Here is a 16,216-nt window from a genome sequence, read left to right as displayed (position 1 = left end):
CGTTGGGCGAAGCACTGCGCACGCTCGGCGGGAGTTGGCCGTTGAGCAGGTCGCAGCGCGCGATTGACGACGGGTGGGTTGCCGCGGCCGTTGAACCCGGCGGCCTGTGCGAGTAGGAAGTTGGTTCGTCAAATGCAAAACGGGCGGGGATATCCCCGCCCGTTTTGTTTTTCAGATGTCGCCAACCTATAGCGTCGACTTATAGTGCCGACAGTATCGCAGACTCATTGCGCGACCCAGCCGCCGTCCATGTTCCATGCGGCGCCACGCACCTGCGCCGCCGCTTCGCTGCACAGGAAGACCGCAAGGGCGCCAAGTTGTTCGGGGGTAACGAACTCACCCGACGGCTGCTTCTCGCCAAGCAGCGAGCGCTTCGCTTCGTCGCCGGAGAGCTTGTCCCGTGCCGCGCGATCGTCCACCTGCTTCTGCACGAGCGGGGTGAGGACAAATCCCGGGCAAATGGCGTTTGCCGTCACGCCGGTCTGTGCGTTTTCCAGTGCCGTGACCTTGGTCAGGCCGACAATGCCGTGTTTGGCTGCCACATATGCCGATTTGCCTGCCGATCCGACAAGACCGTGCACCGACGCAATGTTGATGATGCGTCCCCAGTTGCGGGTACGCATGCCGGGCAATGCAAGTCGCGTGGTGTGAAAGGTGGACGTCAGGTTGATGGCAATGATCGCGTCCCATTTGTCCGTCGGAAAATCCTGAATTTCGGCGACGTGCTGAATGCCCGCGTTGTTCACCAGAATGTCCACGCCGCCGAACTCGGATTCGGCGTACAGCATCATTGCCTCGATCTCGCTGGCGCGGCTCATGTCCGCACCGTGATAGCCGACCTGTGTGCCCGTGTGGCCCGCCTTTGCCGCTGCGGCGGTGATGGCGGCGCGCGCCGCGTCGGCGTCGCCGAAGCCGTTCGTGATGAGCGTGGCGCCCTGTGCGGCAAGCGCTTGTGCCATGCCCAGACCGATGCCGCTGGTCGAGCCGGTCACGAGGGCGATTTTTCCTTTCAGCATTGCATGGTCTCCGTGTGGGAGGAGGGTGGGGGAGGAAGCTGCGTTCGATGAGTGCGTTCAATGAGTGCGGCCGCAGGGTGCGGCGCAATGCGACTCATGAGTGACCTCATTCTAGCTTACGGTTCGCGGCAAGCGCGGTAGAATTCGGGTCTGGAAACCGATCCGATGAGCCTGTCATGCCGAGCCACGTGCCGCGTCTATCGAACGTTCAGTGTCTGAGTCCTTCCGGGTTGCATCGCATGGCCTACGCGGAATGGGGCGACCCTGACAATCCCCGGGTATTGGTCTGCGTCCACGGCCTCACGCGATGTGGCCGCGATTTTGACGCGCTGGCGAAGGTGTTTGCGAACGATTACCGTGTGGTGTGTCCCGATGTCGTGGGGCGCGGGCAGTCGTCCTGGCTGGCGAATCCCTCAGGCTACGTCGTGCCGCAATACGTGTCGGACATGGTGACGCTGATTGCGCGTCTCGGTGTGGCGACAGTGGACTGGTTCGGTACGTCGATGGGCGGGCTCATCGGCATGGGGCTCGCGGGACTGCCGGACACGCCGATTCGCAACTTGTTGCTCAATGACGTGGGACCGCATATCGATGCGGCGGCACTCGCACGCATCGGTCAATATGTCGGCATTCCGAAGCGTTTTGCCACATTGGACGAAGGCGCCGATTATCTCTGGTCGATTTCGTCGGCGTTCGGGCCGCATACGCGAGAGGAGTGGCTTGGCCTTAGCGAACCGCTGCTCAAGGCCGATGGCGACGGTTATGTGCTGCGTTACGATCCATCCATCGGCGCGGCATTCGCGGCAATTCCGCCCGAGGCCATTGCTGCTGGCGAGGCCATGCTCTGGGCGTCGCTGGCGGCGTTCCCGGGCCGCACGCTGGTCGTGCGGGGTGAGCAGTCGGATCTGCTCTCACGTACGACGCAAGAACAGATGCTGGCGCACGCGCAACACGCGCGCGCCGTGGAAATCCCCGGCGTGGGTCACGCGCCGACATTCGTGCATGCGGATCAAATCGAGATCGCGCGCCGGTTTTTTGAGGGGTATGCCGACTGATGCTCGCCTTGGCGGCGACGTGCGGTGGCTTATCCGAAGTCAGAAGAACACGAGGAGTTTTACATCATGGCAGTACAACGTTTTTACGTCGAAAAGCGCTGGTCGGACATGGCCGTGCACAATGGCACCGTTTATCTGGCCGGTCAGACCCCCGATGACCGCTCGCAGGACATGGCCGGTCAGACACGTCAGGTCCTCGCGCATATCGACCGTCTGCTCGGCGAGGCCAACAGCGACAAGTCGCTGATTCTGTCCTGCCAGATTTTCATCTCGGACATGAAGTACTTCGGTGAAATGAACCAGGTGTGGGACGAGTGGGTGCCGGCCGGTAACGCTCCCCCGCGCGCCACGGTGCAGGCATTGCTCGCCGATCCTGCCATGCTTGTTGAAATCGTGGTCGTGGCCGCTCAGCGCGAAAGCTGAGTGCGCGACCCGCAATATCCGGGGCGCTGGTCGCCCCGCGTTCCGACATGAACCAACACCAAGCACCGACATCTACAGGGTCGCCCTCGACGCCGGGTGTGGGTGATGCACCTTTGCCCGCCACGCTCGACGACGCCCTCGCGTTCGCCGCGACGCTGTGCGGCGAGAACGTGCTTTCGTCCGGCGAGCCGATCATGGCGCATGCGCGCGGCATGATCGCGATTCTCGACACGCTGCGTGTCGACGAGGCGACGCATCAGGCGGCGGCGCTTTTCTCTGCCGTCGAATTCCTCCCGGATCCGCAAACCACACTGACGCAGAAGTTTGGCGCGGAAGTGGCTGCGCTCGTGATCGATGTGCGCAAGCTGCAACGTCTGTCCGGCGCGGGCGCCCGTGCTGCGCAGGCGATGCCGTCCGACGGGCGCGATCGCGACGCGTCGGCGGAGCGCAAGTCGCAGGTCGAAGGCTTGCGCAAGATGCTGCTGGCATTTGCTCAGGACATCCGTGTCGTGATGATCCGGCTGGCGTCGCGTCTGCAATCCCTGCGCTGGTATGCCGCCGAAAAGAAGGCCCCGCCGGAAGACATGCCGCACGAGGTGCTTGAGATCTATGCGCCGCTGGCGAACCGTCTTGGTATCTGGCAACTGAAGTGGGAGCTCGAAGATCTCGCGTTCCGCTTTCTGGAGCCGGTGACCTACAAGCAGATCGCCAAGCTGCTGGAGGAAAAGCGCGTCGAGCGGCAGACGTTCATCGAAGGCGCGATTCAGCGTCTTCAGGATGAACTGGCGCGCGCGGAAGTGAAGGCCGAGGTGTCGGGGCGGCCCAAGCACATCTACAGCATCTGGAAGAAGATGCGCGGCAAGGCGGTCGATTTTGCCGAGCTTTACGATGTGCGGGCGTTTCGCGTGATCGTCGAAGACATCAAGGATTGCTACACGGTGCTGGGCATCGTCCATAACCTGTGGCAGCCGATTCCGAAAGAGTTCGACGATTACATCTCTCGACCGAAACCCAACGGCTACAAGTCGTTGCATACGGTAGTGATTGGCGACGACGGGCGGGCGTTCGAGGTGCAGATCCGGACGCACGAAATGCACCACTTTGCCGAGTATGGCATTGCGGCGCACTGGCGCTACAAGGAAGCCGGGCAGCGCGGTTATGGCGGCGCGTTTTCGGCGAACGAGGCCTACGACGAGAAGATCGCGTGGCTGCGTCAATTGCTCGCATGGAAAGACGATGTTGCCGATACCGTCGGTGCCGAAGGCGCGGTGCAGCCGTGGGAGCAGCTCAAGCGGGCGACCATCGATGACCACATCTATGTGCTGACGCCGCAGGCGCGTGTCATTTCGTTGCCGCAAGGCGCGACGCCGGTCGACTTTGCCTATCACCTGCATTCGGAGCTGGGGCATCGCTGCCGTGGCGCTCGCGTGGATGGCGCGATGGTGCCGCTCAATACGCCCCTTCAAAACGGGCAGACGGTCGAGATCGTCACGGTCAAGCAGGGTGGGCCGTCGCGGGATTGGCTCAATTCGCAGTTGGGGTATTTGCAGAGCCATCGGGCGCGTCAGAAGGTGCGGCAGTGGTTCAATGCCATCGACCTCGAAGAGACGATCGCGCAGGGCCGTACGCTGGTCGACAAGACGTTGCAGCGCGAAGGCAAGACGTCCGTCAATCTTGAAGAACTGGCGGCGCGTCTCGGTTTTCGTACGCCGGACGATCTTTACGCGTCCATCGCGAAGGACGAGTTCAGTCTGCGTCACGTGGAGCAGGCGTTGTCCGGCAACTTGCCGGGGCCGGAGCCGCGTGACGAAGACACGCTCGTTGCCAAGAAAAGTCTCGACACGAGCGTGGCGCAGGGCGCGAAGAGCGGTGTGCTGGTGGTCGGCGTGGGCGCGTTGCTCACGCAATTGGCGAAGTGCTGCCGCCCCGCGCCGCCCGATCCGATCGTCGGGTTCGTCACGCGCGGCAAGGGCGTGTCGATTCACCGGCAGGACTGCAATAGTTTCCAGGCGATGAAGGCGCGTTCGCCGGAGCGTGTGATTCAGACGGCCTGGTCGTCCGATGTGCTGGAAGGGCGTGGTGTGGCCGCGTATCCGGTGGATATTCAGATCGAGGCGACCGACCGTCAGGGGTTGCTGCGGGATATCTCCGAAGTGTTTTCTCGGGAAAAGCTCAATGTGACGGGCGTCAGCACGCAATCTCGCGGGGCGCAGGCATTCATGCAATTCACCGTGGAAGTGCGCGATGGCGGTCAGTTGCAGCGTGCGCTGGCGCAACTGACCGGGGTGACGGGTGTGGTGTCGTCGCGCCGGCGTTAAGCGATAGGCGATAAGCGACAAGTCGTCGCGGGGTGGCTCGGTCGGCGGTTTTGACGGCCGACCGAGCCGTTTCAAGAGCTTGACCTTGCGATGCAACAACGCGTGAAAGCCTTGTTTGATGCGGTTTTCGATCGGCAGGCACAATAATCGCTTGGCGATGTGACGAAACCTTGCTAGAATCTCGTTCTCTTGCAGTAGGCTCGTAGCTCAGTTGGTTAGAGCACCACCTTGACATGGTGGGGGTCGTTGGTTCGAATCCAATCGAGCCTACCAACGAAATTTAATGCATTGCAGTCCGCGAAACCCCGCAGACACAGGCGCTGGAAAACACTCATGTTGAAGACTGCCCGAACTTTCACAGTGGTGAAGGTGCGACGTTAAGTCGAGGGTGTTTTTCGTCTGGATGCAAGGAATGAAGAGACGGCCTCGACGACAGTCGAGGCCGTTTTTTTTCGTGGTTTGCCGCGTGGCGTGGGCCGCGCGTGACGTTTTTGCGCATGGGAGTGCGACATGATTTCGGTACGTTTGCCTGACGGTTCGCAACGCCAGTACGAAGCCCCGCTCACGGTGGCGCAAGTGGCCGGCTCGATCGGCACGGGGCTGGCCAAGGCGGCCCTCGCAGGTCGCGTCGACGGCAAGCTGGTCGACACGTCTTATCTGATCGATCGCGACGTGAGTCTCGCCATCGTCACAGATAAGGATGCCGACGGCCTGGACATCATTCGTCACTCGACGGCTCACTTGCTGGCATATGCCGTCAAGGAGTTGTTCCCCGAGGCGCAGGTCACGATCGGTCCGGTCATCGACAACGGCTTCTACTACGACTTCTCGTTCCACCGTGCTTTCACGCCGGAAGACCTCGAAGCCATCGAGAAGAAGATGCATGAGCTCGCCAAGAAGGACGAGCCCGTCACGCGCGAAGTGATGTCGCGCGACGACGCCGTGCGTCTGTTCATGTCGATGGGCGAGAAGTACAAGGCGGAGATCATCGAATCGATTCCGGCAACGGATGAGATCGGCCTGTATCGCGAAGGCAAGTTCGTCGACCTGTGCCGTGGTCCGCACGTGCCGTCGACCGGCAAGCTCAAGGTCTTCAAGCTGATGAAGGTCGCCGGCGCCTACTGGCGTGGCGATGCGAAGAACGAGCAGTTGCAGCGTATCTATGGCACGGCCTGGACGAAGAAGGAAGACCAGGACGCGTATCTGCATATGCTCGAAGAGGCGGAAAAGCGCGATCACCGCAAACTCGGCCGTGCGCTGGACTTCTTCCATATGCAGGAAGAGGCGCCCGGTCTCATCTTCTGGCACCCGAAGGGCTGGACGCTCTGGCAGCAGGTCGAGCAGTACATGCGCCGCGTCTATCGCAACAACGGCTATCAGGAAGTGAAGGGGCCGCAGATTCTCGACCGCTCGCTCTGGGAAAAGTCGGGACACTGGGAGAACTACAAGGACAACATGTTCACGACGGAGTCGGAGAATCGCGCTTACGCGCTGAAGCCGATGAACTGTCCTGGGCACGTTCTGATTTTCAATTCGGCGCTGCATAGCTACCGCGATCTGCCGCTGCGCTACGGCGAGTTCGGGCAATGCCATCGCAACGAGCCGTCGGGCGGTTTGCACGGTTTGATGCGCGTGCGCGGGTTCACGCAGGACGACGGTCACATTTTCTGTACGGAAGATCAGATCCTCGACGAGTGCGTGAACTACACGGCGCTGTTGCATGCCGTCTACAAGGATTTCGGCTTTACGGACATGATCTACAAGGTCGCTACGCGCCCTGAGCATCGTGTCGGTTCCGACGAGAACTGGGATAAGGCCGAGTTTGCGTTGATGGAATCGCTGCGCCGTTCGGGCTGCGAATTCGAGATCGCCGAGGGTGACGGGGCGTTTTACGGTCCGAAGATCGAATACACGCTCAAGGACGCGCTGGGCCGTCAGTGGCAGTGCGGCACGATGCAAGTCGACTTCTCGATGCCTGAGCGTCTCGACGCCGAGTACGTCGCTGAGGACAACAGCCGCAAGCGCCCCGTCATGCTTCACCGCGCGATCCTCGGGTCGCTCGAGCGTTTCATCGGTATTCTGATTGAGCACCATGCTGGTGCATTGCCGGTCTGGCTCGCGCCGGAGCAGGTGATCGTCATGAATGTCTCGGAAAAAACGGCCGATTACGCTCAGGAAGTGACGAAAAAGTTGAAAGAACAAGGGCTTAGGGCTCGGAGCGATTTGCGCAACGAGAAAATTAGCTATAAAATACGCGAGCACTCCTTGCAGAAAGTTCCCTATCTCATCGTGGTGGGGGATAAAGAGCAGGAGGGGAATACGGTAGCCGTGCGTGCCCGTGGCGGCGTGGATCTGGGTGTAATGCCCGTTGACGCGCTCATCGAACGTCTTGCGCAGGATTGCGCATCGTTCCAATAACGCCTGTCGGACAGCGCGGCTAAATTTTTGACTTTTTTCGAGGATAAGCAACATCGCTACCGATAAGTCGCATCGCATCAACGGCGAAATCACTGCGCCCGAAGTGCGTCTAAATGGCGTCGACAACGAGCCGCTCGGCATTGTGAAACTGGCAGAAGCTTTCCGTCTGTCCGAAGAGGCTGATGTCGATCTGGTGGAAATTGCACCGACCGCGAATCCGCCGGTTTGCCGTCTGATGGACTACGGCAAATTCAAGTATTCGGAACAGAAGAAAGCGCACGAGAACAAGCTGAAGCAGAAGGTTGTCCAGATCAAGGAAGTCAAATTCCGTCCTGGCACCGACGACGGTGACTACAACGTCAAGCTGCGCAATCTGAAGCGTTTCCTCGAAGACGGCGACAAGACCAAGATCACGCTGCGTTTCCGCGGTCGTGAGATGGCTCACCAGGAAATCGGTGCTCGTATGCTGGAACGTCTGAAGTCCGATCTCGAAGAGTTCGGCCAGCCGGAACAGATGCCGAAGATGGAAGGCCGTCAGATGATCATGGTCATCGCGCCGAAGAAGAAATAAGGCCGTGGCGGTGCCGAGTGGCGCCGTCAGGCAGTAAGGAATTGCCGCTGTAGTCCGCAAGGACCGCAGCAGCGATGCAGGGTGCAGTCAGACCCTGAAAATAAGTGGTCCCAGGTCCTGAAAGGGGCGCGATTTTGGCGTCACACCTGTGATCATGTTAAAAACCCTGGAGTTTTTCATGCCCAAGATGAAAACCAAGAGCGGTGCCAAGAAGCGCTTTCGCGTGCGTCCTGGCGGTACCGTTAAGCGTGGTCAGGCCTTCAAGCGTCACATTTTGACGAAGAAGACCACCAAGAATAAGCGTCACCTGCGCGGTGCCGTCGGCGTTCATGAGTCTGATCTGAACTCCGTACGCGCAATGCTGCCCTTCGCTTAAACCCCGACTTAGATAGGAGAGAAACATGCCTCGAGTCAAACGTGGGGTCACCGCACGGGCCCGCCATAAGAAAGTCATCGCAGCAGCCAAGGGTTTCCGCGGCCGCCGCAATAACGTCTTCCGCATCGCCAAGCAAGCGGTCATGCGCGCCGGGCAATACGCCTATCGCGATCGCCGTAACAAGAAGCGTGTGTTCCGCGCTTTGTGGATTGCGCGTATCAATGCAGGTGTGCGTCAGCACGGTATGACCTACAGCGTGTTCATCGCTGGTCTGAAGAAGGCCTCGATCGAACTCGACCGCAAGGTGCTGTCCGACATGGCCATCAACGACAAGCCGGCATTTGCCGCGATTGTCGCCCAGGTGAAAGCCGCCGTCGCAGCCTAAGCTGTAGTTAGCGTATAGCGCGTTTTATCGCGTGCCATTCGCCAGGAGGGGGCTCTCATCGGAGCCCCCTTTTGTTTTTCGCCCGCTTTTTTGCTTGAACATGCGGCCACTCCGACCGCCTAACCTGAGTCTGTAGCATATGGATCTGGAACTTATCGTCAGCGAAGCGCAGCGTGCATTCGCCGCCGCTCCCGACGCCGCCGCACTGGAAAACGAGAAAGCCCGCTTTCTTGGCAAGACCGGTCAGCTGACCGAGTTGCTCAAGGGCCTCGGCAAGCTCGATCCCGAAGCGCGCAAGACCGAAGGCGCACGGATCAATGCGGCCAAGCAACAGATCGAAGGCGCCTTGCAGGCGCGCCGTCAGGCCATGGCCGACGCGCTGCTCGATGCGCGCCTGTCCGCCGAGGCTATCGACGTCACGCTGCCCGGCCGAGGCCTGGGCGCTGGCAGCCTGCACCCCGTGCTCACCACCTGGGAGCGCGTTGAACAGATTTTCCGTTCCATTGGTTTCGACGTGGCCGACGGCCCCGAGATCGAATCCGACTGGTTCAACTTCACTGCGCTGAACAGCCCGGAAAATCACCCGGCCCGTTCGATGCAGGACACCTTCTATGTCGAAGGCAATGACGACGCCGGCAAGCCGTTGCTGCTGCGCACGCACACGAGCCCCATGCAGGTGCGCTACGCGCGCATGAACAAGCCGCCGATCAAGGTGATCGCGCCGGGCCGTACGTATCGCGTTGACTCCGATGCCACCCACTCGCCGATGTTCCACCAGGTCGAGGGGCTGTGGATCGCCGAAGACATCAGCTTCGCCGACCTGAAGGGTGTGTACACCGACTTCCTGCGCAAGTTCTTCGAGCGCGACGACATTCAGGTGCGTTTCCGTCCGTCGTACTTCCCGTTCACCGAGCCTTCCGCCGAGATCGACATGCAGTTCGAGACCGGCAAGAACGCCGGCAAGTGGCTCGAGATCTCGGGTTCGGGGCAGGTGCATCCGACGGTGATCCGCAACATGGGGCTCGATCCCGAGCGCTACATCGGTTTCGCGTTCGGTTCGGGTCTGGAGCGACTCACGATGTTGCGTTACGGCGTGCAGGACCTGCGCCTGTTCTACGAGAACGACCTGCGCTTCCTGCGCCAATTCATGTAATCGATACCGGCCGCCCCTGGCTGGCGCGCAACGTCGCTGCCGCCGGGCTGCCGGAAGTGAAGACTTAACTGCGAGCGAACTGATCCATGCAATTCTCTGAATCGTGGCTGCGTACCCTGGTCGACCCGGATTTGTCGACGGACGCGTTGGCGCACGCCCTGACGATGTCCGGGCTGGAAGTCGAAGAAACCGATCCGGTCGCCCCGCCGTTTCACGGCGTGGTCGTGGCCAAGGTGCTCGAAGTCGCCCGTCATCCGGATGCCGACCGTCTGAATGTTTGCCAGGTGGATGCCGGTACCGGCGAGACGCTCACCATCGTGTGCGGAGCGCCGAACGTTGCGCCGGGCATCAAGGTGCCTTGCGCGACCGTGGGCGCGGCATTGCCACCGGCAGAAGCCGGCGGTGCGCCGTTCCAGATCAAGATCGGCAAGCTGCGCGGCGTGCAGAGCTTCGGCATGTTGTGCTCGGCACGCGAGCTGAAGCTCTCGGAAGATCACGCCGGCCTGATGATCCTGCCGGAAGATGCGCCGGTCGGCATGAACATCCGCGAGTATCTCGATCTCGATGACACGGTGTTCGTCGTCAAGCTCACCCCTAACAAGGCGGATTGCCTGTCGCTGCTCGGCGTGGCGCGCGAAGTCGCTGCCATCACCGGTGCCCCGCTCAAGGATCTGCCGGGGCAGGGCGCGCAAGCGGCGACCATCGCCGACACGTTGCCCGTGCGCATCAGCTCGCCGGAGGGCTGTGGCCGCTTCGGTGGTCGCATCATCCGTAATGTCAATGCCGCCGCACCGTCGCCGCGCTGGATGGTCGAACGCCTCGAGCGTGCTGGCCAGCGCAGCATCTCGGCGCTGGTCGACATCACCAACTACGTGATGCTCGAACTGGGCCAGCCGTTGCACGTCTACGATCTGAACCGTCTGCAAGGCGGGATCGACGTGCGCTTCGGTCGTGCGGGTGAAACGCTCAAGCTGCTCAACGAACAGACCGTGACGCTCGATGAGAGCACGCTCGCGATCACCGACGCCAGCGGCCCGATCGGCCTGGCCGGCATCATGGGCGGTGATTCGACGAAGGCCGGTCTGGAGACGCAGAACATCTTCCTGGAAGGCGCGTTCTTCTTCCCGCAGGCCATTCAGGGACGTGCACGCAAGTACAACTTCACGAGCGATGCATCGCATCGCTTTGAGCGCGGTGTCGACTTCGCGGGCAATGTGCGTGCGCTTGAGCGCGCAACGCAACTGGTGCTCGAGATTTGCGGTGGTCAGGCGGGTCCGCTGGAAGACCAGGTTGCGAAGCTGCCCGAGCGTCAGCCGGTCAAGATGCGCGTGGCGCGTGCCGTCAAGATCCTGGGCGTGCCGGTCTCCGAGCAGGAGATGAGCGAGATCTTCACGCGTCTCGGCCTGCCGTTCACGTTGCAGGATGGCGTGTTCGAAGTGACGCCGCCGTCGTACCGCTTCGACATCGAGATCGAAGAAGATCTGATCGAAGAGATTGCACGTATTTACGGTTTCGATCGCATTCCGGCCAATCCGCCGGTGGCAGCGAGCGAAATGCGTCCCACCCAGGAAGGCCGCCGCTCGCAACATGCCGTTCGTCATGCCGTCGCCGCGCGTGACTATCACGAGACGGTTGGTTTCAGCTTTGTCGACGTGGAATGGGAAGCCGACTTTGCTGGCAATGACAATCCGATAAAGTTGCTCAATCCGATCGCAAGTCACCTTGCCGTGATGCGCTCGACGCTCATCGGCAGCCTGATTGCGACAGCGCGCTACAACCTGAATCGCAAGGCATCGCGCGTTCGCGTGTTCGAAATCGGCCGCACCTATCACCGTGACAACACGGTGGCGTCCGGCGAGTTGAGCGTTGGCGGTTATCGTCAGCCGCTGACGGTTGCTGCACTGGCTTATGGCCCGGTGTTCGAAGAGCAGTGGGGCACGGCAGCGCGTCAGGTCGACTTCTTCGACGTGAAGGGCGATCTCGAAGCGTTGCTGGCACCGCGCACGGCACGTTTCGTGAAGGCTGAGCATCCGGCGCTGCATCCGGGACGCAGTGCTGCGATCGAAGTGGACGGCAAGCGCGTGGGCTTCATCGGTGAGCTTCACCCGCGCTGGCAGCAAAAGTACGATCTGCCGCACGCGCCGGTGCTGTTCGAAATCGAAGCCGAGGCGTTGTTCGGTCGTGACGTGGCAAGCTACGAGGACATCTCGAAGTTCCCGCCCGTCACCCGTGACATTGCCCTGGTGGTCGATCAGTCGCAGCCGGTGCAGGTGTTGCTCGATGCCATGCTCGCCGCACGTCAGGACGATCCGGCGTGCAACGTCGTGCAATCGGTGCGCCTGTTCGACGAGTTCCGGCCCAAGGCCGGCGCGGCGTCGGGCTCGCTGGGAGCGCAGGACAAAAGCTTGGCGTTTCGTGTTACTCTGCAAGACCCCTCGGGTACGTTGCAGGACGAGACGGTCCAGGGCGCCATTAACGCACTGGTACAACGGGTAGAAGGGTTTGGCGCACGTTTGCGCGCCTAAAGCTCAGTAAAAAATCCGGGTGCGAGTGGGTTATCGCACTGTCATCGCCATCGCGTGGGACGTATGAACGAAATGAATCCTGGTGAATTTGAAGCCATGCTTGCGGCGCAGCGGATCGCGCTGGGCCGCAGCGAAGTGAACGAGGTCTCGACCGAGGCGCCGACGCTGACGAAGGCCGAACTGGCTGAGCTGCTGTTCGAGCACGTCGGTCTGAACAAGCGCGAAGCGAAAGATATGGTCGAAGCCTTCTTCGAATCGATTCGCGATGCGCTTGAGTCCGGTGACAGCGTCAAGCTGTCCGGCTTCGGTAACTTCCAGCTACGCGACAAGCCAAAACGGCCGGGCCGGAATCCGAAGACGGGCGAGGAGATTCCGATTGCTGCGCGTCGTGTCGTCACCTTCCACGCCAGCCAGAAGCTCAAGTCGATGGTCGAGTCTGGTGTACTGAGCAAGTAATTCCCCGGCCGCCGCATTCTGTGGCGGCCGTTGGTTTTTCGTCCGCAATTTAACCGTCGTCCCATTCCGCTAACGCCGCGATGGATCACGTTGCCTTGCCGCCGATTCCCGCCAAGCGTTACTTCACCATCGGTGAGGTGAGCGAGCTATGTGGTGTCAAGCCGCATGTGCTGCGCTATTGGGAGCAAGAGTTCACGCAACTGCGTCCGGTCAAGCGACGCGGCAACCGACGGTACTACCAACATCACGAAGTCCTGCTGATCCGGCGAATCCGGGAACTGCTTTATGAGCAGGGCTTCACCATCAACGGCGCACGCAATCGTCTGGAGGCGGACACGCCCCGCGGTGCCCGCGCATCCAGTGCTGCAGGCGCCCAGGCGTCTGGTCAGGCGACTGCCGACACGGCGGCAATGGACGAAGGGGCGCTCGACGTAGGCGACCTGCGCCGCCGTCTCGAATCCGTCATCGACCTGTTGAAATCCTGAGCCGGGGTCGCCATCCGGCTTATCTGGCCTATACGGTCCATCCGGCGCCACGTCCTGGTGCTCGTCGGATCCGGGATTCTCCTAATGCGGCGGTGGCCGAAACTTCCGTAATCCGAGATAAGGCACGCTTCACGGCGGGGCGACGCTCGTCCGGCACGATGAACGCCATACATCCCCCGATTGAGACGATACAGAACGACTTCCGGGGGCGGGGCGATTGCCTTACACTTGCCGGAAACATGACGCCCGTCAGTGGCGTCGCCTGGATCCTCTTAACGAACGGGCCAATACCGACCTTACCGCGCGGGGGCGCGAAGGGCTGAAAGGATCTCGACCTATGGCGGAACCGAGCATGATGGGAGCGCGACGCGGACGTTGGGCGACTTCCTATCGCTCGATCGTCGCAATCCTGATTTTCGGTCTCCTGATTCTTGTCCTTCTCTGGACGGCGGTGCTCTGGCGCATCTCCATCGAGCACAAAGCCATTCTGCGTGACACGGCGGCGTCGGCATCGACGGTCTCTACCGCGCTGGAGCAACAGACCCTGCGCGCCATCCGTCAGGTCGATCAGATCACGCGCTTCGTGAAGTATGAGTACGAACGTCGCCGCAGTGATTTCAATCTGAAGCAGACGCTTTCCGACGGCATCGTGGCCGAGCGCTACATGGTGCTCGTGAGCGTGGCAGATGCCAAAGGCAACATCGTCACCGCCACGATGCCCAGCACTGCGGGCGTGAACATTGCCGATCGCGAACACTTTCGCGTGCACCTCGACGACGAGAGCGACGGTTTGTTCATCAGTCACCCGGTCTTCGGTCGCGTCTCGCGCAAGTGGGTGCTCCAGTTCAGCCGACGCCTGAACAATCCCGACGGCACCTTCGCGGGGGTGGTCGTGGTGTCGCAGGAGCCGAGTTACTTCACGTCCGATTTCTATACGAACGCCGTGCTCGGGCAATACGGACAGATCGCCGTGATTGCGGACGATGGCGCCTTGCTCGCGCGTAGCACCGGTGCGAGCGTTGCCATTACCGGGACCGGCGAGTTGCCGCCGTTCACCGCCGAGCAACGCAGCTCGGGTGTGCAGCGCGATCCGATCGACGGTGTGGAGCGCATCGTCGCCTATCGCCATTTGCGCGATTACCCGCTCGCCGTCCAGGTGGGGTTGTCGCTCGATGAGGAGTTGTCCGAGTACCGTCACGTCGAGCGTGTCTATCTCACGATGGCGACGTTCATTTCGGTGGCGCTCGTGGTGTTCTTCGCGCTCATCGCCTACCTGATGCAACGTCTGATCGGCCGGGATCAGCAACTGACAAGGCTCATTTCCTTCGACGCGCTCACCGGTCTGCCGAACCGCTATGCGTTGATGGAGTCGTTGCGCCAGTCGCTGTCGAGTCCCGATCAACTGGGCAAGGTCGCCCTGCTGCACATCGACCTCGACAACTTCAAGAGCGTGAATGACACGCTTGGCCATTCGCAGGGCGACGAGATCATCCGGCAGGTCTCGGAGCGCTTCATTCCCCGTATGCCCGCCGGGGCGATGCTCGCGCGTTTCGCCGGCGACGAGTTCATGGTGCTGCTCGAAGGCGATGGAGCCCCCGAGCAAGCCGAGCCCCTGGGGGAAACGTTGCTGGCGGCGCTGAAGGCGCCCATGGTGGCGGACGGTACGTCGTTTGCGTTGCATGCCAGCATCGGGGTGACGTTCTGGACCAAGCCGGAAGAGACCGAGGCGGATCTCATCAAGAAGGCGGATCTGGCGATGTACTCGGCCAAGGAGGCCGGCAAGAGCGTGGTACGCGTCTATACGCAGCAAATGACGTATCAGGCCCATCAATTGGTCGTCTGGGAGCGTCAGATGGAGCAGGCGCTGGCCAACGGGGAGTTCTTCCTGGCGTATCAGCCGATCATTTCGCTCGGCAGCGATTGCATCTGCGGCATGGAAGCGCTGATTCGCTGGCGTCACCCGGAGCGTGGGGTGCTCAGCGCAGGCGAGTTCATCCCGTTGGCGGAGACGACCGGGCAGATCGTGGCCATCGGCGAGTTCGCGCTCACTCAGGCCTGCCGTCAACTCGTGGCCTGGCGCGATACGCCGATGGGCTCGCTGCGCCTGGCCGTCAATGTTTCGTCCGTGCAGTTCTGGCGGGGGGACATCGGGGAACTGGTCGAGCGTCTGGTCAAGGAATACGCCATTGAGCCGCAGCGGCTCGAACTGGAAATCACCGAATCGGTGATGGTGAAGAATCCGGCGCTTGTGGAGATGAAGATCGAGCAGTTCAAGCGTGCCGGTTTGCGCATTGCGCTCGATGATTTCGGCACCGGTTACTCGTCGTTGTCCTATCTGACGCGTTTTCCCGTCGACACATTGAAAGTCGATCGCTCGTTCGTCGAATCGATTCCCGATTCATCGCGCTCATGCCTGATGATTTCGAATATCGTCAATATTGCCCGCTCGCTCGGCATCGATTTGATCGTCGAGGGGGTAGAGAACGAGCGACAACTCGATTGGCTGCGTCACTTCGTTCCACTCAGCGCTCAAGGCTATTTATTTTCCCGTCCGGTGGAAATTGGGCAGCTGGATTCGCTAATTGCCCGATTTGGCATTTGCCGATAAAGAAGCAGTAAATGATAAACGTAAAACCGAGCTAGTTAATACGTTAAATAGATATTGGTAATATTTCGAATGTTCGACGGTTTTTCATACGGCATCATCGTCGGAGTACTATAGAATCACTTCGTTCTCGCAATGGTTTGAAACGGCGTGAACGGATGGCCGTCGGCCCCAACCGGCAGTAGATCGGGCAGGGGTGACGGGCTGTCAACAGCCTGCAATTGTCGGGGTGGACAATGGCAGGTAGCAGGGATCCGAAGGCGCGGGGCGCGACAAGCCGGGGATCGGAAACGAGGGAAAGTGTTTGACGCGCAGACCAGAATTGGCGGGAATTCGCAGGCACAACGAATGCCGGTCGTGACCAGATGCGCTGTCCGGGGAAGTGACAGAAACGCGACTAGATGGAAGCGAATACTTTGCCAACGTAATA

13 protein-coding genes and 1 tRNA gene are annotated in these 16,216 nt (G+C 60.9%); 13 read left to right on the top strand and 1 reads right to left on the bottom strand.

The window, feature by feature from the left end:
- Positions 1–224: 224 nt before the first annotated feature.
- Entirely contained in the window at positions 225–1,016 is a 792-nt protein-coding gene (locus tag PCA20602_RS23655) for a 3-hydroxybutyrate dehydrogenase (RefSeq protein WP_150723275.1), read from the bottom strand.
- 176 nt (positions 1,017–1,192) lie between these two features.
- Between PCA20602_RS23655 and PCA20602_RS23650 the strand changes: the two genes are divergently transcribed.
- The 13 genes from PCA20602_RS23650 (at position 1,193) to PCA20602_RS23590 (ending at position 15,789) form a co-directional block, all read left to right on the top strand.
- Complete coding sequence (locus PCA20602_RS23650; protein WP_150723274.1) at positions 1,193–2,071, top strand: alpha/beta fold hydrolase; 879 nt, start codon at positions 1,193–1,195, stop codon at positions 2,069–2,071.
- A 66-nt stretch (positions 2,072–2,137) separates the two neighbouring features.
- Positions 2,138–2,494 carry a RidA family protein gene (locus PCA20602_RS23645; protein ID WP_039397700.1) on the top strand — a complete coding sequence of 119 codons (357 nt, stop codon included), beginning with the start codon at positions 2,138–2,140 and terminating at the stop codon, positions 2,492–2,494.
- A gap of 47 nt (positions 2,495–2,541) precedes the next feature.
- On the top strand, positions 2,542–4,812 hold the full coding sequence (locus tag PCA20602_RS23640) for a RelA/SpoT family protein (RefSeq protein ID WP_069344406.1): 2,271 nt from the start codon (positions 2,542–2,544) through the stop codon (positions 4,810–4,812).
- 196 nt (positions 4,813–5,008) lie between these two features.
- Positions 5,009–5,085, top strand: a tRNA-Val gene (locus tag PCA20602_RS23635).
- 237 nt (positions 5,086–5,322) lie between these two features.
- A complete protein-coding gene (gene thrS / locus PCA20602_RS23630; RefSeq protein WP_069343920.1) occupies positions 5,323–7,230 on the top strand; it encodes a threonine--tRNA ligase in 1,908 nt (635 codons plus the stop codon).
- Between the two features lie 52 nt (positions 7,231–7,282).
- Complete coding sequence (infC, locus tag PCA20602_RS23625) at positions 7,283–7,801, top strand: translation initiation factor IF-3 (RefSeq protein ID WP_072617484.1); 519 nt, start codon at positions 7,283–7,285, stop codon at positions 7,799–7,801.
- A gap of 178 nt (positions 7,802–7,979) precedes the next feature.
- Positions 7,980–8,177, top strand: coding sequence for a 50S ribosomal protein L35 (rpmI, locus tag PCA20602_RS23620; RefSeq protein WP_010806049.1), 198 nt, complete (start codon positions 7,980–7,982; stop codon positions 8,175–8,177).
- A 25-nt stretch (positions 8,178–8,202) separates the two neighbouring features.
- Positions 8,203–8,562: a 50S ribosomal protein L20 gene (gene rplT / locus PCA20602_RS23615; RefSeq protein ID WP_010806048.1), complete on the top strand. Its 360-nt coding sequence runs from the start codon at positions 8,203–8,205 to the stop codon at positions 8,560–8,562.
- 139 nt (positions 8,563–8,701) lie between these two features.
- The gene (pheS, locus tag PCA20602_RS23610; RefSeq protein WP_069343921.1) at positions 8,702–9,715 is read left to right on the top strand and encodes a phenylalanine--tRNA ligase subunit alpha; all 1,014 of its coding nucleotides are present in this window, start codon (positions 8,702–8,704) and stop codon (positions 9,713–9,715) included.
- Positions 9,716–9,801: 86 nt separating this feature from the next.
- A complete protein-coding gene (gene pheT / locus PCA20602_RS23605) occupies positions 9,802–12,240 on the top strand; it encodes a phenylalanine--tRNA ligase subunit beta (RefSeq protein ID WP_150723273.1) in 2,439 nt (812 codons plus the stop codon).
- A gap of 63 nt (positions 12,241–12,303) precedes the next feature.
- Positions 12,304–12,696 carry an integration host factor subunit alpha gene (locus PCA20602_RS23600; protein ID WP_069343923.1) on the top strand — a complete coding sequence of 131 codons (393 nt, stop codon included), beginning with the start codon at positions 12,304–12,306 and terminating at the stop codon, positions 12,694–12,696.
- Positions 12,697–12,776: 80 nt separating this feature from the next.
- The gene (locus PCA20602_RS23595) at positions 12,777–13,181 is read left to right on the top strand and encodes a MerR family transcriptional regulator (protein WP_150723272.1); all 405 of its coding nucleotides are present in this window, start codon (positions 12,777–12,779) and stop codon (positions 13,179–13,181) included.
- Between the two features lie 337 nt (positions 13,182–13,518).
- A complete protein-coding gene (locus PCA20602_RS23590) occupies positions 13,519–15,789 on the top strand; it encodes a bifunctional diguanylate cyclase/phosphodiesterase (protein ID WP_246182314.1) in 2,271 nt (756 codons plus the stop codon).
- Positions 15,790–16,216 lie beyond the last annotated feature (427 nt).

This window comes from Pandoraea capi, assembly GCF_902459735.1.
GTDB classification, from domain to species: Bacteria; Pseudomonadota; Gammaproteobacteria; order Burkholderiales; family Burkholderiaceae; genus Pandoraea; species Pandoraea capi.
This window is presented reverse-complemented; position numbering and strand designations above follow the sequence as displayed.